Consider the following 15,639-nt stretch of genomic DNA (forward strand, 5'->3'; position numbering starts at 1 on the left):
AGAGTTACTGAGTTTATAGAGTTACTGAGTTTATAGAGTTACTGAGTTTATAGAGTTACTGAGTTTATAGAGTTACTGAGTTGCTGAGTTAATAGAGTTACTAAGTTGCAGAGTTTGTGAGTTTATTAAGTTATTCATTATTACATCATCGAATCACTAAATTGTCAAATCTCAGAATCCCTTCTCCTTTTTACCTTCTCCCCTGCCTCTAGCCTTTAGCTTTTACCTTTTCATCTTCACCTCCACTGCCATCCCATCTCTGAGTTGCATCAACCCACCGGTGAGTATGGTATCTCCGACACTGATACCGGAAGTCACCTCTACATTTTTCTCATCGCGGCTTTCTGTTTCGACAGGTACACTTAAGGCTTTTCCATTTTTCACGATCCACATTCTTTTTCCGTCCATTTCGGGCACGACGGCTTCTGTCGGTACGGCAATGAATTCAGTTTTTCCACCCACCACCAGATTTCCTTTAGCAAACATACCGGGCATTAACTCCCCGTTTGTATTCCGGAAACGAGCCCGTAGAAGAATCATACGGGTTTTCACGTCGATAAAAGGATCTACAGCATAAACCTTGGCCGAATAAAGTTTATCATTTCCGGTCACTTTAAAAAATACTTCCTGCCCTTTCAGGTTATTATCGGCATATTTCTCCGGAATATTGAACTCATATTTCAGGGTAGAGTTGTCTACGATCCGGGCAATTTGTGAGCTGGGCTGTACATAACTACCTTCACTGACATACCGGAACCCCATTACCCCGTCGAACGGAGCCCGGATTTCGGTACGGCTGATTTTCACTTTCAGCAGTTCGATATCCGCTTCGAGCATATTATAATCGGTCTGTAACTGATCGAAGGCTTCGCGGCTGATCGATTCGCGCTTCAAAAGAATCCGTTGCCGTTCGAGCTTCTCGGCCAGTAATTTTTTCTGAAACTCCGCCCGGGTCAACTGAGCCTGCAAATCGGCATCGTCTACTTTTAATAGCAGCTGTCCCTTTTTAACGGCCACCCCTTCCTGAAAGTAAATCTTTCTGACTTTTCCCACGATCTCTGCTACCAAATCGACCTCTTCGTTTGCCAACAAAGAACCATTCACCGGAAATCCGGCAGCCACAACGGAATTCTTAGCAATAATCCCCGTTACCGGAAGTCTACCTTTCCCCATGTTACCTGGTGTATTTTGTTTTGATTGCACCCCATCTCCACCTATCCGGGGGATTATAATCCAAGCCGCCAAAGCCAGCGGAACCCCGATCTGTAATGATCTCTTTACGTATTTATTCATATTTCATCCAATAAATCAACCCTTTTTAGTTTATAAAGTTCATAAAGTTGCCCTTTCATCGCTAAAAGTCCATAAAGTCTATGTGCACCTTTTTAACGGAACCGGAGATTCCGGTCGGTCCCACCGACAACCGTAAAAAATGCCCGCAGGATTCAGAACCTTTACAAACCTGACAGACTTTACGAACCTAATAAACGATCTAAAAATTATAAGCCACCTTTTTCAGTTCTTTTTTCAATAAAAATAACTGTTTTGAGGTTTAGACAAACAAAACTTCCGGGAGTTTATCCCTCAAAATGTTAACACTTTGTTAAAGCCAGTTTTTTCTCCTGAACATCCAATAACTCAATATAGAAAAAGCAACCGATATAATAGCGATGACAAACAGTCCATAATGGCTGTCTTCCAATCCATTGTGAACATTCATACCATATAAACTGGCAATCAATGTCGGAATCATCAAAAGCAGGGAAATAGCGGTCATACGCTTCATGATTACGTTCAGATTATTAGAGATAACCGAAGCAAAGGCATCCATCGTACCGCTCAGGATATCACTATAGATTCGGGCAGTGTCCTGAGCCTGCCGCAGTTCGATCTCTACATCTTCTACCAGATCGGGATCGAAAAATTCCCGTTGGCTTTTTAAATTCTTCAATTTCACCAGCAGGTTGTCATTTCCTCTCAAAGAGGTAATAAAAAACACCAATGATTTTTCGATTTTCAGCAACCGTTGCAATTCGGCATTCTGAATCGATCTTTCCAATTCTTTTTCAACAGACCGGCTTTGGTTATTGATCTGTTTCAAATATTTGAGATACCACACGGAAGAAGACAAAAACAATCTGAACAACAGATCCCAACTCCCATCGATCGGCAATTTCTTACGCTGCATATACCGGATAAAATCGGGCAGCATATCCGTTGCGTGGTGACAGATCGTCACGAAATAATCGGCTTTCATGATAATTCCCAAAGGAACGGTGATATAGGGTATATCGTTTCCCTCATCCCGGTAGGGAATGCGCAGAATCATCAAGGTCCAGCCATCTTCCGTTTCGATACGGGGACGTTCGTCGACATCCCGGATATCGGATAAAAATGCAGAAGGAATCTTCAAATCACGAGTAAGGTAGAGCGTATCTTCCTCGGTCGGCATTTCGATATTCACCCAACAGTATTTTTGCCAGGCCTGCTTTTCGGCAAAATTATCCCTGCAACATAAAAATTTTCTCATATAAAACCCTCCATTCGTTACGAACAAAGGCCTGAGAAAACCTTTGTTCAGATTAATACTTTTGATGATAATCGTCCATATCTATTGTTATGAATTTTGCGCGGCAAAAATAGAAAAAGAAATCATTTTTTCAAATCGATATATATCGGTAAATGATCGCTATATCCACCGACATAACGCGGTCCCCGGTAAGTAGGACAAGGTTTGTATCCGAAATAAGTTTTATCTTCTTCCAGTAGAAAAGGAGCTGAAAAAACAGTAAGCCGCCGATCGGCTTTCCAGACAGAGTGCCCATCCAGTAAAGCTCCCGAAAGAATCAGGTGGTCGATGGTCTGCCAGTTGCCTTTGTAACGGTAACTGCCGTAATTCTTTTTCAATAAATAATAGCCTGTATTATATAAATCTTTACACCTCGGTTTTTTATCGGAACTTTTGGTACCCAACACCTTTTGTGCCGGGGTATTTGCTTTCCCGTTCAGATCACCCATGATTACAATACCGGCGCGGGGCTGAACAGCCAATAATGAATCGACTTTATGCCGTACCGTCGAAGCTGCCCGTTCTCTGCGCCACTCGCTTTGCTTCTCTCCACCGATCATCGAAGGGAAATGGCAGACAAAAAAATGAAGGGTATCCGAATCCAGCACCCCGGAAGCATACAAAATATCCCGGGTACGGATGGTGGTATCTTCGGGAAATGACAAGCGCAAGAAATCGGCTTCTAAAAGTTCGAAACAATCTTTCCGGTAAAGCAAAGCAACATCGATACCCCGGCGGTCGGGAGAATCCTGATGAACAATTCCGTAATTCCCGTCGGCCAAAGCCGTTTTCTGCGTTAAATCTTCCAATACCCAGCGATTTTCCACTTCCGCCAAACCGACGATACAAGGCAGTTCTTTATCTCCCACGCTATCGATCACTTCTGCGATTTTCAATAATTTATCCGTGTATTTAGCCTTCGTCCAATGTTTCTTTCCCCGGGGAGTGAACTCATCGTCGGCAGTCGAGGGATCATCGGCGGTATCGAATAAATTCTCTACATTATAAAACATAATCCGGCAATGATCCTGTGCCACAACAGGCATCGTCAGCACACAAAGCAAAAATAATATACCCAATAATTTCATCTTTGTCTGAATTTTGAAATGAGCTTTATCAACCAACCCGATCACAGGCATTCTTTCGACCTCATCCTGCCATAATCACTCCACACCATATCTTTATACAAATCCGAACCGATATAATCCAGAATCATACTTCCCCGCCGGCAGTCCAGATAATAATACAGACGTTCTATCAGCTTTCCGTTCTCATCGAAAAGGAAAAACCGTCATACCTCATGCTTTATTTTTCGTTTTCGACCTCCGGGCCGGTTTGGGCCTGCAACAGCTCCCAATATTCGACAGCTCTTCTCAAATGAGGGATAACGATAGTCCCCCCCACCACGTCGGCCACAGCAAAAACTTCGAACAATTCGGGAGTAGTCACCCCTTGTTCATAACATTTTTCCAAATGATACTTGATGCAATCGTCACATCTCAAAACCATGGAAGTGGCCAGTCCCAACATCTCCTTTACCTTGGAGGAGAGTGCCCCTTCCATATAAGTATTGGTATCGATATTGTAGATTCTTTTGATCACTTTATTATCGGCTGCCAGAATCCTCTCGTTCATTTTAGCCCGGTAAGCTCTGAATTCTTCAATCTGATCTTTCATTACCCGAAAAATTTAATTATATCATTTACATTAGCCAGAATAAACAAGCCGAAGATAAAAATCATGCCTGTAATCTGAGCATACTCCATAAATTTCTCTCCCGGTTTACGACGGGTAACCACTTCATACAACAGGAACAAAACATGTCCTCCGTCCAAAGCCGGTATAGGCAGAATATTCACGACGGCCAGCATGATCGAGATCAAAGCGGTCAGTTCCCAGAAAGAATGCCAATTCCAATACCCCGGGAAAATGTTGGCGATCGAAGCCATCCCACCGACCGACTTATAAGCGGTATCTCCCTGAGAAAAGAGTAATTTCAGCTGTTTCACGTAAGAACCGAGTTGTCCGATCCCCATCTCGATTCCGGCAGGAATCGCTTCTGCCAGTGTATATTTCTGAGTCGCCAATTCATAGGCATTGGCAGTCAGCAAAGGATAAAAACCGAATTTTCCGTCTTCCCCCAAAGTAAAAGCATAAGATAATGTATCCGCTCCCCGCAATACGGTCGTTTCCACCCGCTTTCCTTTATTGGCGGCGAGCAAATCCGAAAATTCATCGTAAAAACGAAAAGTATGTCCGTTGACAGACAGAATCTTATCCCCTTTTCGCATACCTGCATCATAAGCCACAGAATAATCCCCGAAGTCCTGTATCTCGATTCCATCGACCGGGATACGGGGAGTAAGCAGCGGATTCAGCTTGAAACTCTTGGACGATAATTCCAGCAGCGTAGCAATAAAGTCATCCGGAATATCCAAAGAAACTTGCTCTCCATTGCGCAATACCTGAATGGTCTTGGAACGATTGAACAATATTTCGGGAAGCACATCGTCAAAACGGACCACTTCTTTATTGTCGAGAGCAACGATAATATCACCGTTTCGCATTCCGATATTTTTGAAGACGCTGTCGCATACCACTCCGTAAGTGACGTTTTTTGCAGGAAGATAGGTCTCCCCCCAGGTGAATAGGATGCCGATATAAATGACAAAAGCCAGTAAGACGTTCACCAATACCCCGCCCAACATAATCAGCAAGCGTTGCCAGGCCGGTTTAGCCCGGAATTCCCAAGGCTGAGCCGGTTGTTTCATCTGCTCGGTATCCATCGATTCATCGATCATTCCGGCGATCTTCACATATCCACCCAACGGCAACCAACCGACTCCATACTCGGTCTCTCCCTTTTTAAATTTAAATAAAGAGAACCAGGGATTAAAAAACATATAAAACTTTTCTACCCGGGTCTTAAACAACTTCGCAAACAAAAAGTGTCCGAATTCGTGAAACAAAACCAGGATAGAAAGACTCAAGACAAATTGTACTATTTTTATAAAAATATCCATGATATGAGGTAAAAAGTAAAAGGTTAAAGTTAAAAGACTATAAGCTAAAAAGCTATAGAGGAGGTATTTTGGGGGATACATTTTTCCTGGCGATTTCACGGGTCAGGCGATCGGTTTCCATATAATCCTCCAAAGTCGGTTTCTTCAGGAAATCTACTTGTTGCATTGTTTTTTCGATCAGATCGGACATACCGGTGAAAGACAGGCGCCCTTGCAGGAAGGCAGCCACAGCGACTTCATTGGCCGCATTCAGGATACAGGGCATGTTTCCGCCTTGCCGCATAGCCTCGTAAGCCAATCCAAGGTTACGAAAGGTTTTCTCGTCAGGCTGTTCGAAAGTCAGGGAATGACATACCTTGAAATCCAAACGTCCGAAATCAGCTGTAGTCCGTTCGGGGAAAGTCAGGGCATACTGAATCGGCAGCCGCATATCCGGCACTCCGAGCTGGGCTTTCACGCAGCCATCCGTAAACTGCACCATCGAATGAACGATAGATTGGGGATGCACCACCACTTCGATTTGTTCGGGTTTCATGCCGAACAACCATTTGGCTTCGATCACTTCAAACCCTTTGTTCATCATAGAAGCCGAATCGATCGTCACCTTAGCACCCATATGCCAGTTAGGATGTTTCAAAGCATCGGCAGGAGTCACCTTTTCCAAAAAAGCCCGGTCTTTTCCCCGGAAAGGACCTCCGGAAGCGGTCAAAATCAGTTTTTCGGCTTTACTCCGGCTCTCTCCGGCCAAACACTGGAAGATGGCAGAATGTTCCGAATCGACAGGCAGAATAGCTACCCGATGTTCTGCGACCGATTCGTTGACCAATTCTCCGGCTACAACCAGAGTCTCTTTGTTAGCCAAAGCAATATTTTTTCCGGCTTTAATGGCATTTACCGTCGGAATCAAACCGCTGTATCCCACTAAAGCTGTCACCACCAGATCGACGTCTGCAAAAGTCACGATCTGGGCAAGCGCATCGGCTCCGGCAAATACTTTTATATCTTCATGTTGTAAGGCATCGCGCAGAAGCGGATATTTCTCCTCATTGGCAATCACCACACTATCCGGGTGGAATTTCAATGCCTGTTCGATCAATAAATCGACATGATTATTGGCTGTCAGCACTTCGACACTGAACCGTTCGGGATTGGCTTCCACCACTTCCAGCGTCTGTGTTCCGATCGATCCTGTCGAACCTAATATCGCAATCTTTCTCATATATTCATTCTTCCAAACCGAAATTGCCGAAACAACTTCCGGTTATCGATTCTTTATTTAAACTTAATAAAATTCTCCGGGTTGAGCGGATTACCTGCCCGCCACAATTCAAAATGCAAATGGGGACCGCTGGACTCCTCTCCGGTATTTCCCACTACCCCCAGGACCTCTCCGGCCCTGACATAATCTCCCTGTTTTTTCAATAGGATAGAATTGTGTTTGTATACAGAAATCAGGTCGTTGGTATGTTGCACCTGGATCACATATCCGGTCTTCACCGTCCAATCGGTAAAAATCACGACCCCATCCAATACCGCAGCCACCTTAGCATTGGCTTTCGCCACAATATCAGTGCCGTAATGCCGTTTCTTCTCATCGAAGCTTTGGGTTACAATTCCTTCCACAGGCGGGAAAAAATGATAATAATCGTGGTTTTGTTCTTTCATTCCCAGCGATAGATTAAAGCGTTCACGCTCTTCGATAGCAGCCCGGAATTCATTTTCCTGTTCGCTGATCTGAAATCGGATGGTATCGTTCCGGTAGCGCGCCGTATCCTCCCGCGAACGTTCGAGGGAAGTGGTATCTCCCCCATTCAAAACCAACCGGATGGATTTGAAAAAGCGGTCTCTCTTCAGCAATTCATTCTCCAGCGAATCTACCCGGAGCGCATTTTGGGCGATCATCTGCCGCATATTTCCATCCGGATAGCCAGGAATAAATTCCCGCAAGTCGGTGAAAGCTATCAATAAAATGGTCAGAACGACCAAAATTACCGCCAGCACACTCAATGCAGTCAATACATGCAACTGGGACAATCTGAAATTGAACACCTCCTCATAAGAAGTCTCGTTAATGACAGAAAGTTTATATTTATATTTCAGACGATCCCAAAGTCTTACTTTTTCTTTAGCCATGCCCCGATTTTTTAGCTTCCAAAATTACAACAAAAAAATCAATGTCGCAATGACCGATCGTTTATAACTCATCAAAAGCAATGTATCGTTAAGCCACACTTCAGGATAACCTTCTACTCTGACAGGGAGAGGTTGTTCTATATTCACTCCATTATCGGGAGAGTAATTTAAATATTTGGCTCCATTGAGATCGATAATATCAAAAGAAGAATTTTTTTTATTTGAACAGAAGATTGCAAGTTGACATATTCCCCCGGCCCTTTTCCATTCTTTCCAATTTGATAAAGAAAATTACCCGAAGAATGGTATTATTATATTAAAGAAAGAAAAAAGTACCAATTAATACTGATGATTTTGGCTTCTTTCTTTTTTCTTTTATATTTTTACATTAATAATTGATTATAGTATCGAAGAATATGGCTATGCAACTATTCTTCGATACACTATTTCTAATTAGGTATATTGAATAAAACGGTGTATTTTATAATTATTCTCTTTATCGGACATGTTTTTTTCAGTTAAAAGAGCCGTGACCGAAACCGCCTTTTTAGTCGTCACAACAGATAACCCGAACTGCCGTATACGCAGTTAATCACGATTGGTTTTCCCCACCCACATACATGGATTTATATTCGAACACTTTCAGTCCGAATTCGGGTAATACCGCCATGATATGGTCGAAAATATCGGCCTGGACTTTTTCATAGGTCACCCACTCCTGAATAGCCGAGAAGCAATAAATCTGGATGGGCATACCGGTCGGGCCGGGTTGTAATTGGCGGACCATATGTGTCATATTCGTATTGATATCGGGATTAGCTTCGATCCATGCATCCATATAATAACGGAATATACCGATATTGGTCAGCTTACGCTCATCCAGAATCGTAATTTTATCTTTATTGATATCTCCCAGTTTAGCGACCATCTGATCGATATAATCTTTCAGGAAGGCCGAAGAAGCAAATTTTACGACTTCGTCATGACTCAAAAAATGAACCGAATCGATATCGATATTGATACTCCGCATAATTCTCCGTCCCGGCGATTCCTGCATTCCCCGCCAGTTGGTGAAAGATTCCGACACCAACTGATAAGTGGGTACCATCGAAATAGTCATATCCCAATTCTGCACTTTGACGGTGTACAGATTCACTTCCAACACAACTCCATTGGCATTATTCTTATCCATCTGAATCCAGTCGCCGATGCGGATCATATTATTGGAAGTCAGCTGGATTCCGGCAACGAATCCCAGGATCGAATCCTTGAAGATCAAAAGCAGCACCGCGGCAAAAGCACTCAAACCGACAATCAGGTGTTCCGGCGATTTATTCACCAGCACACTGACGACGGTAATCACCACAACCGTATACAAAAACACCTTGATCAACTGGATAAAAAAAGTAATCGGACGATTTTTCGAAACCGGATAGCTCTCATAAATCTTGTTGATCGCATTCAATAAAGAAGTAATGATAAACAGGGTAACGATAATCAACCAGATATCTACCAGGCGCCGAAGGACATATTTATATTCCCAGGTAATAAAAGTGAGAACGATATAAGCTGTAAAAGGAGGGATCAGGGAAGCCAATTTTCGGAAAAAACCCTGATCGTAGAGGATATCGTCCCAAGTACTTTTGGTCTTTCCTACAACTTTTTTCAAGAGTTTGGAGAGCCATTTCCTGGAAATAATATAAATCAGAATGGCAACGGTAATCGTTATCGCCATTTTTATTAGAGTGCTTTCGTCATCTGTCATTCCGACTTTTTCAGTCCAGGCGGATACCCGATGCAAAAAAGAAACAGAGTCTCTCATAAGTATGATATGTTAAAATATTGTTTATGCTCAATCTGAGCTTTTTACAGGAATAGCGGTCCCTTATTAAATTTAAGTTAAATCCCTTATTGTATTTATATTTGATCGTAAATAAAGCTACTTTTGTTTCGAATCATAAAAATTTAACTATGAAAAGACTATTTATTTTAATTACATTTTCCTGTTTATTATTCCTGCAAGGAAGTTTTGCACAGGTCGATCTTCAGGCCCCGCTTCCTCAAGATCCGAATATTGTAACGGGAAAGCTCCCCAACGGTATAGTGTATTACCTGCGTCACAATGAAGAACCCAAAGGCAGAGCGAGTTTCTACATCATACGTAATGCCGGAGCCCTGCTCGAAAACGATGAACAAGACGGTCTGGCCCACTTCCTGGAACACATGGCCTTTCAGGGAACCAAGAATTTCCCTGGGAAAGGTATCATCACCTCTCTGGAAAAGCACGGAGTTTCTTTCGGCCGTAACATCAATGCTTACACTGCACAAAATGAAACGGTCTACAATCTGAGCGATGTACCGACAAACAGCGAATCTCTGTTAGACACCTGCCTGTTGATTCTGCACGACTGGTCTTACTATCTTACCCTGGAAGACGACGAAATCGATGCTGAGCGCGGAGTGATCACCGAAGAATGGAGAACCCGCCGGACACCGCAATTCCGGATTCAAAAACAGATGTTCCCGGTACTTTTCAAAGATTCAAAATACGCCATTCGGGACGTTATCGGTAATTTAGATGTAATCAAAAATTTCAAATACCAGACTATCCGTGATTTTTATCATGAATGGTACCGGACAGACCTGGAAGCCATAGCAATCGTCGGCGATTTCGATGTAGCTAAAATGGAACAAAAAGTAAAAGAATTGTTCAGTAAAATCCCTGCTGTAGAAAATCCGACTCCCCGTCCTTTCTACGAAATTCCCGAACACGACGAGATGTATTATTGCCTGGCAACCGACAAAGAAGTACAGCAATCTTCTATTCAGATCGTGACCCTGTTACCCGGTACTCCGGCAACAGAAAAGAATAAATTGGCTTATTTTAAAGATAACATAATCAACTCTTTCTACAATCAGATGGCCGGAGCACGGATCAGCGAAATGATGCAGAAAGGTAATCCTCCCTTTATCAACGGAGGTTTCGGATTCGATGGTTTTGTGAGAGGTTATAATGCTTATAACATCAACACAACGGCCAAACCCAACGAAGAAGACGTTGCCCTGGAAGCCATCTTAACCGAAAATGAAAGAATCCGGCGGTTCGGTTTCACCCCGAGTGAACTGGAACGGGTAAAAACCAATATGCTGGTCGGCCTGGAATCGGCTTATAAAGAAAAAGACAAAACCGGTAACGAAAGTTATATCGGGGAAATGCAAGCGAATTTCCTGGAACAGGAACCGATCGTAGATTTCGATTTCTATTACAATGCTGTCAAACAAATTATTCCGACCATTACCGTAGAAGAGGTATCTGCACGGGCTAAAGAGTGGAATACCGATAAAAACCGTACAGTAGTCGTTTCCGGTCCGTCAGAGAATGCCAAGCACCTGACCCGGGAAGAAGTAACCGCTATTATGGATAAGGTTGCTAAAAAAGAGATAGAACCCTATCGCGACGAAGTAACCGATGCAACATTGATCAGCGAAGAATTACCGGGTTCAAAAATCGTTTCTACCAAGAAACTTCCCTTATTCGATGCAGAAGAATGGACACTGGCCAATGGAGCGAAAGTAGTCTTCCGTAAAGCAGATTACGAAAAAGATGCCGTATCACTGACTTCTTACAGCAAAGGAGGAACTTCACTTTACGATATAGACATGCTTCCTTCCGCCAATAACGCTGCTGCATTTGTAGGAGCTTACGGTTTAGGAGATTTCGATGCAACCACTTTAAGAAAAATCCTGATCGGGAAGATGGCTTCCTGCGGAGTTTCTATCAACGGTTTGTCGGAATCTGTCAGCGGTAGCTCTACACCTCAGGATTTCGAAACCATGCTTCAATTGTTGTATCTGCGTTTCGAAAAACCCCGTTTCGACAAGGAAGCCCATGAAGCTATGATGAGCCGCACCAGGGCCTCTATCGCCAATATGGAGAAGAATCCGCAGAAAATCATGAAAGATTCGATTAGTCTGATCATGAGTAACTACAATCCGCGTACTCTGCTCTTCAACGAAAAATACCTGGATCAGATCAGTATCGAAAAGATCGAACAGGTTTATCGCGACCGGATTAAAGATGCCAGCGATTTCACCTTCTTCATCGTAGGTAATATCGATACAGAAACGGTAAAACCATTGGTAGAAAAATACATCGGTTCATTAAAATCTGAAAACCGGAAAGAAACCTGGCGCGACAACCATGTAAGAGGTCCGAAAGGCAAAACGGTAAAAGAAATCGAATTGGAACTGACTACCCCGAAATCGAGCGTGATCACAAATTTCTCTAAAGATATGAAATACAGTGTTTACAACAATATCTGTAATAATATTCTGGAAGGAATCCTGGATTTAAGATATACCGAAAATATCCGGGAAAAAGAAGGAGGAACTTACGGTGTAGGTGTTCAGGCCGGTTCTGTACGCGAGCCTTACTCCAACTATAGCATGACGATGAGCTTCGATTGTGATCCGGACAAGGCACAACATCTGAAATCGTTGATTTATGCCGAATTGGATAAAATCATGAAAGAAGCTCCGACTCCGGAAGAAATGAATAAAGTGATCGCCAATATGAAGAAAAACCACGAACAATCCAAAAACCACAACAGCTATTGGATGAATTGTATTACTTCTTATTATATCAGTGGTGTGAATCCGAACGATCCGAAAAACTTCGATCACATTGTCGATAAACTGCAACCCAAAGACATTCAGAAATTTGCTCAGTCTCTTTTCAAGGGTGCCGATGTTGTCGATCTGATTTTCAAACCGAAACAATAATCTTCGGGCGAAGCATTTTAAATAGGGTGTCAAAAGTGGCACCCTATTTCATTTTTTTATTACATTTACCTTTTGAAACAGCGTGCTGAATTATTATCTACAAACCCAAATATTATGTCACAAAACAAAACAAATTTTGCTGTGCCTTTGGCATTCGTCGGTATGATGTTTTTTGCGATCGGATTCGCATTGGGCATCAACTCATTTTTGATTCCGGTATTAAAAGGTGCTTTGTCTCTGCCTTCAGGGGTAGCCTACCTGCTGCTAGCAGCTACTTTCGTTCCTTTCCTGATTTTCGGCTACCCGGCTTCTGCCACGATTGCCAAAATCGGTTACAAAAGAACAATGGCACTCTCGTTTTTGATTTTTGCCGTTGCTTTTATTTTATTTGTATTATCAGCTAAATTGGAAAATTTCATTCTTTTCCTCATCGCTTCTTTCGTCAGCGGTGCCGCCAACGCTTATTTACAAGCATCGGTAAACCCGTACATTACCATTCTGGGACCGATTGAAAGCGCGGCCAAACGAATGAGTATCATGGGTATCTGCAACAAACTGGCATGGCCGGTAGCTCCTTTGTTTTTCGCACTCGTGGTAGCCGACCAAACCAATGTGCAGACTTCCGATCTGTATCTGCCTTTCTACATCATCATCGGCGTATTTCTATTGTTAGGTATCATCTCTTTAATGGCTCCGCTTCCCGAAGTAAAAGCTGCCGGAGAAGACGAATCGGATACCGCCAATTGCCCGTATGCAGCAAATAAAACTTCTATTTGGCAATTTCCCCACTTGGTTCTGGGTGCACTGACCTTGTTCATTTATGTCGGTGTCGAAACTTTGTCTCTAAGTACAGCCGTCGACTACGCCAAAGCGTTGAATTTGGAAAATCCCGATTTATATGCCTGGATTCCGAGTATCGGTATGGTCATCGGTTATATTTGCGGTATCATTCTGATTCCGCAATACCTAACTCAAGACATGGCAATGAGAATCTGTGCCTGCATCGGTGTAGCCGGTTCTCTGGCCATTGTATTGCTGCCTGCCGAAATATCTATCTGGGCAATCTTCCTGATGGCTCTAGGGTGCTCGCTAATGTGGCCGGCATTATGGCCGCTTGCTATGGCAGACCTCGGCAAATTCACCAAATCAGGCAGTGCTCTTCTGACAATGGCTATCGCCGGAGGAGCCGTTATCCCGACTGTTTTCGGATTTTTGCAAGAAGGTTTGGGGGCACAAGGGGCTTATTGGTTAGCCTTGCCTTGTTTTCTGTTTATCCTGTATTATGGTGTAGCCGGTTATAAAATCAGAACGAAATAAAGGTGACACCGAACATTGATCGGTTTGTAAAGTTCCAGACCCCTGCGGGATATTTTCTTAAAGTGACCTCCGGTTCCATGAAGAAAACCCCGCAGGGATCCATAAACTTTAAGAACTTTTACTGACGAATGATTTTCTTTGACAATACCAACATGCAAATTCCCTATCTTCCCTTTTTAGACAGCAACGACCTCCGACAGGCAGGTGAGCAACTGAATAAAATCGATTTTCACCGAATCGGGCAGAATAACTGGCCGGAACAATTCCCTTACACGCCTTATGCAGCTTTTACCATGGCACACAACGGAGAAATGCTCTTTATCCGGTTTAAGGTCGACGAGACCAGTACCATGGCCCTCACCCGGGAAGACAACGAGCAAGTGTGTAACGATTCCTGTGTCGAATTTTTCCTGGCAGTCGACGATAGTGGGTATTACAATTTCGAATTTACCTGTATCGGTAAAACTTTGTTAGGTTTCCGGAAAGAACGCCCAGCGGCGGTTCATGCCCCGGAAGATATCATGGCCTCGATTCTCCGTTATTCTTCATTGGGCGGGGCAAATTTCGAAGAAACCCGGCTAGGCCATCCCTGGGAACTGACTGTGGGAATTCCGGCTTCAGCTCTTTTCCGTCACAACATCGATACCTGGCAGGGTTTGAAAGCCCGCATCAACCTTTATAAATGCGGAGATCGGCTATCCTGCCGGCATTATTTATCCTGGCGTCCGATCGATTCTCCCAAACCGGATTTTCATACGCCCCGTTGTTTTGTTGCGGTACAATTTTAAAACTCTCCGATGAAAGATCGTCTTCTATACGGATTATTCCCGGGCCTGTCAGCTCCTTTCATCATCATCCTGTTGTTCTGGCTTTTCCGCTTTCACGACCTCCCGCTTTCCCAATTTATCCACCAGGCGATCGCATTGAAAGTACAATTCAAACTCATTTCCGTCGGTGTATTCTTTGCCGACTTAGGCTTATTTTATTTATTTCTGCACTTAAACAAGAATAACGCCTCGAAAGGCGTTATCCTGGCAGTTTTAATCTATTTCTTTCTTTTTCTATTTTCCAGTCTTTAGATCGGAGAAGGCGATTTCCTTCTTATTTGCCTTCTTCCACTTCCTCGAATTCGGCATCCTCGATATCCGAATCTCCTCCCATTTTCACGATTTTTTCTTTTTCTTCACTGGCTTTGCGCATTTTACGGATGGAATATTGGTTGAGCAGATCGGTTACGCCATAAAAAACGGCGGTAATCCCGAACAGGATGAACACGCTTTCGGCCGAACTGAAAGGATCGAATAAAATCACGATACCGACAATCAGGATCAGTACCGGGAATAAAAAACTAACCGGCGCAATACGCCCGAACTGACGGGCTGCGGCAAGGGTCACAAATTGTCCGACAGCAGCGACCACTAAAATAAATCCCAGGAGAAACATAAAAACGGTCGCAAAAGTAGACGGCAGACATACCAGCAGTAATCCCAAAATAACACTTCCGATTCCGCTCAAGGGAGCAAAACTCCGCTGATGTTCCTCGCGGTTTCTGGAAGAGATAATAAACGCAATAATACCGATGGCCAGGAAAACGATACCTATCAGCATAACAACATACTTCAATGCATCGGCTGGCCAGATCAAAAGAGCCAAACCGAGCAAAATCGCTAAAACCGCCCTGTATATGCCTCCTTTAAAATTCGAAGTCGTGTAAACAATTTGCATATAAATTACAATTAAAGATCTTTCTTTTTTTATTTAACGAAGGTAAGCATTTTTTTGTTAGGTTAAAAAGGAAAGCAAAAAATACTAACT

The 15,639-nt window shown here is 43.2% G+C and carries 13 protein-coding genes and 1 pseudogene; 4 read left to right on the forward strand and 10 right to left on the reverse strand.

The genetic code is table 11. From position 1 onward, the window contains the following. Positions 1-222: 222 nt before the first annotated feature. From AC5RDS_RS11250 to AC5RDS_RS11290, 9 genes and pseudogenes are all read right to left on the reverse strand, one after another. Complete coding sequence (locus AC5RDS_RS11250; RefSeq protein ID WP_175315352.1) at positions 223-1,293, reverse strand: efflux RND transporter periplasmic adaptor subunit; 1,071 nt, start codon at positions 1,291-1,293, stop codon at positions 223-225. Between the two features lie 310 nt (positions 1,294-1,603). Further along, a complete protein-coding gene (locus tag AC5RDS_RS11255; RefSeq protein WP_087383514.1) occupies positions 1,604-2,530 on the reverse strand; it encodes a magnesium transporter CorA family protein in 927 nt (308 codons plus the stop codon). A 122-nt stretch (positions 2,531-2,652) separates the two neighbouring features. Next, positions 2,653-3,657, reverse strand: a complete 1,005-nt coding sequence (locus tag AC5RDS_RS11260) for an endonuclease/exonuclease/phosphatase family protein (RefSeq protein WP_229041844.1) — start codon at positions 3,655-3,657, stop codon at positions 2,653-2,655. A 217-nt stretch (positions 3,658-3,874) separates the two neighbouring features. Further along, the gene (locus AC5RDS_RS11265; RefSeq protein WP_013611872.1) at positions 3,875-4,246 is read right to left on the reverse strand and encodes a carboxymuconolactone decarboxylase family protein; all 372 of its coding nucleotides are present in this window, start codon (positions 4,244-4,246) and stop codon (positions 3,875-3,877) included. Continuing rightward, complete coding sequence (rseP, locus tag AC5RDS_RS11270) at positions 4,246-5,592, reverse strand: RIP metalloprotease RseP (RefSeq protein ID WP_087383479.1); 1,347 nt, start codon at positions 5,590-5,592, stop codon at positions 4,246-4,248. The genes AC5RDS_RS11265 and rseP overlap by 1 nt, the downstream gene beginning before the upstream one ends. A gap of 52 nt (positions 5,593-5,644) precedes the next feature. Then, positions 5,645-6,811, reverse strand: a complete 1,167-nt coding sequence (locus AC5RDS_RS11275; RefSeq protein WP_013611874.1) for a 1-deoxy-D-xylulose-5-phosphate reductoisomerase — start codon at positions 6,809-6,811, stop codon at positions 5,645-5,647. 53 nt (positions 6,812-6,864) lie between these two features. Then, positions 6,865-7,725: a peptidoglycan DD-metalloendopeptidase family protein gene (locus tag AC5RDS_RS11280; RefSeq protein WP_013611875.1), complete on the reverse strand. Its 861-nt coding sequence runs from the start codon at positions 7,723-7,725 to the stop codon at positions 6,865-6,867. A gap of 167 nt (positions 7,726-7,892) precedes the next feature. After that, positions 7,893-8,015: pseudogene (locus tag AC5RDS_RS11285) on the reverse strand (hypothetical protein); the annotation flags it as partial. 302 nt (positions 8,016-8,317) lie between these two features. Then, on the reverse strand, positions 8,318-9,547 hold the full coding sequence (locus AC5RDS_RS11290) for a mechanosensitive ion channel family protein (RefSeq protein WP_013611876.1): 1,230 nt from the start codon (positions 9,545-9,547) through the stop codon (positions 8,318-8,320). Between the two features lie 149 nt (positions 9,548-9,696). On the opposite strand from AC5RDS_RS11290, the gene AC5RDS_RS11295 reads away from it, so the two are divergent. The 4 genes from AC5RDS_RS11295 (at position 9,697) to AC5RDS_RS11310 (ending at position 14,903) form a co-directional block, all read left to right on the forward strand. Next, on the forward strand, positions 9,697-12,507 hold the full coding sequence (locus tag AC5RDS_RS11295; RefSeq protein WP_195328824.1) for a M16 family metallopeptidase: 2,811 nt from the start codon (positions 9,697-9,699) through the stop codon (positions 12,505-12,507). Between the two features lie 114 nt (positions 12,508-12,621). Further along, a complete protein-coding gene (gene gluP / locus AC5RDS_RS11300; RefSeq protein WP_013611878.1) occupies positions 12,622-13,824 on the forward strand; it encodes a glucose/galactose MFS transporter in 1,203 nt (400 codons plus the stop codon). A gap of 128 nt (positions 13,825-13,952) precedes the next feature. Continuing rightward, on the forward strand, positions 13,953-14,612 hold the full coding sequence (locus tag AC5RDS_RS11305; RefSeq protein WP_228026166.1) for a carbohydrate-binding family 9-like protein: 660 nt from the start codon (positions 13,953-13,955) through the stop codon (positions 14,610-14,612). Between the two features lie 9 nt (positions 14,613-14,621). After that, entirely contained in the window at positions 14,622-14,903 is a 282-nt protein-coding gene (locus AC5RDS_RS11310) for a hypothetical protein (RefSeq protein ID WP_013611880.1), read from the forward strand. 22 nt (positions 14,904-14,925) lie between these two features. On the opposite strand, the gene AC5RDS_RS11315 is transcribed toward AC5RDS_RS11310, so the two are convergent. Further along, complete coding sequence (locus AC5RDS_RS11315; protein WP_013611881.1) at positions 14,926-15,549, reverse strand: HdeD family acid-resistance protein; 624 nt, start codon at positions 15,547-15,549, stop codon at positions 14,926-14,928. Positions 15,550-15,639 lie beyond the last annotated feature (90 nt).

It is taken from the genome of Odoribacter sp., from assembly GCF_985060555.1.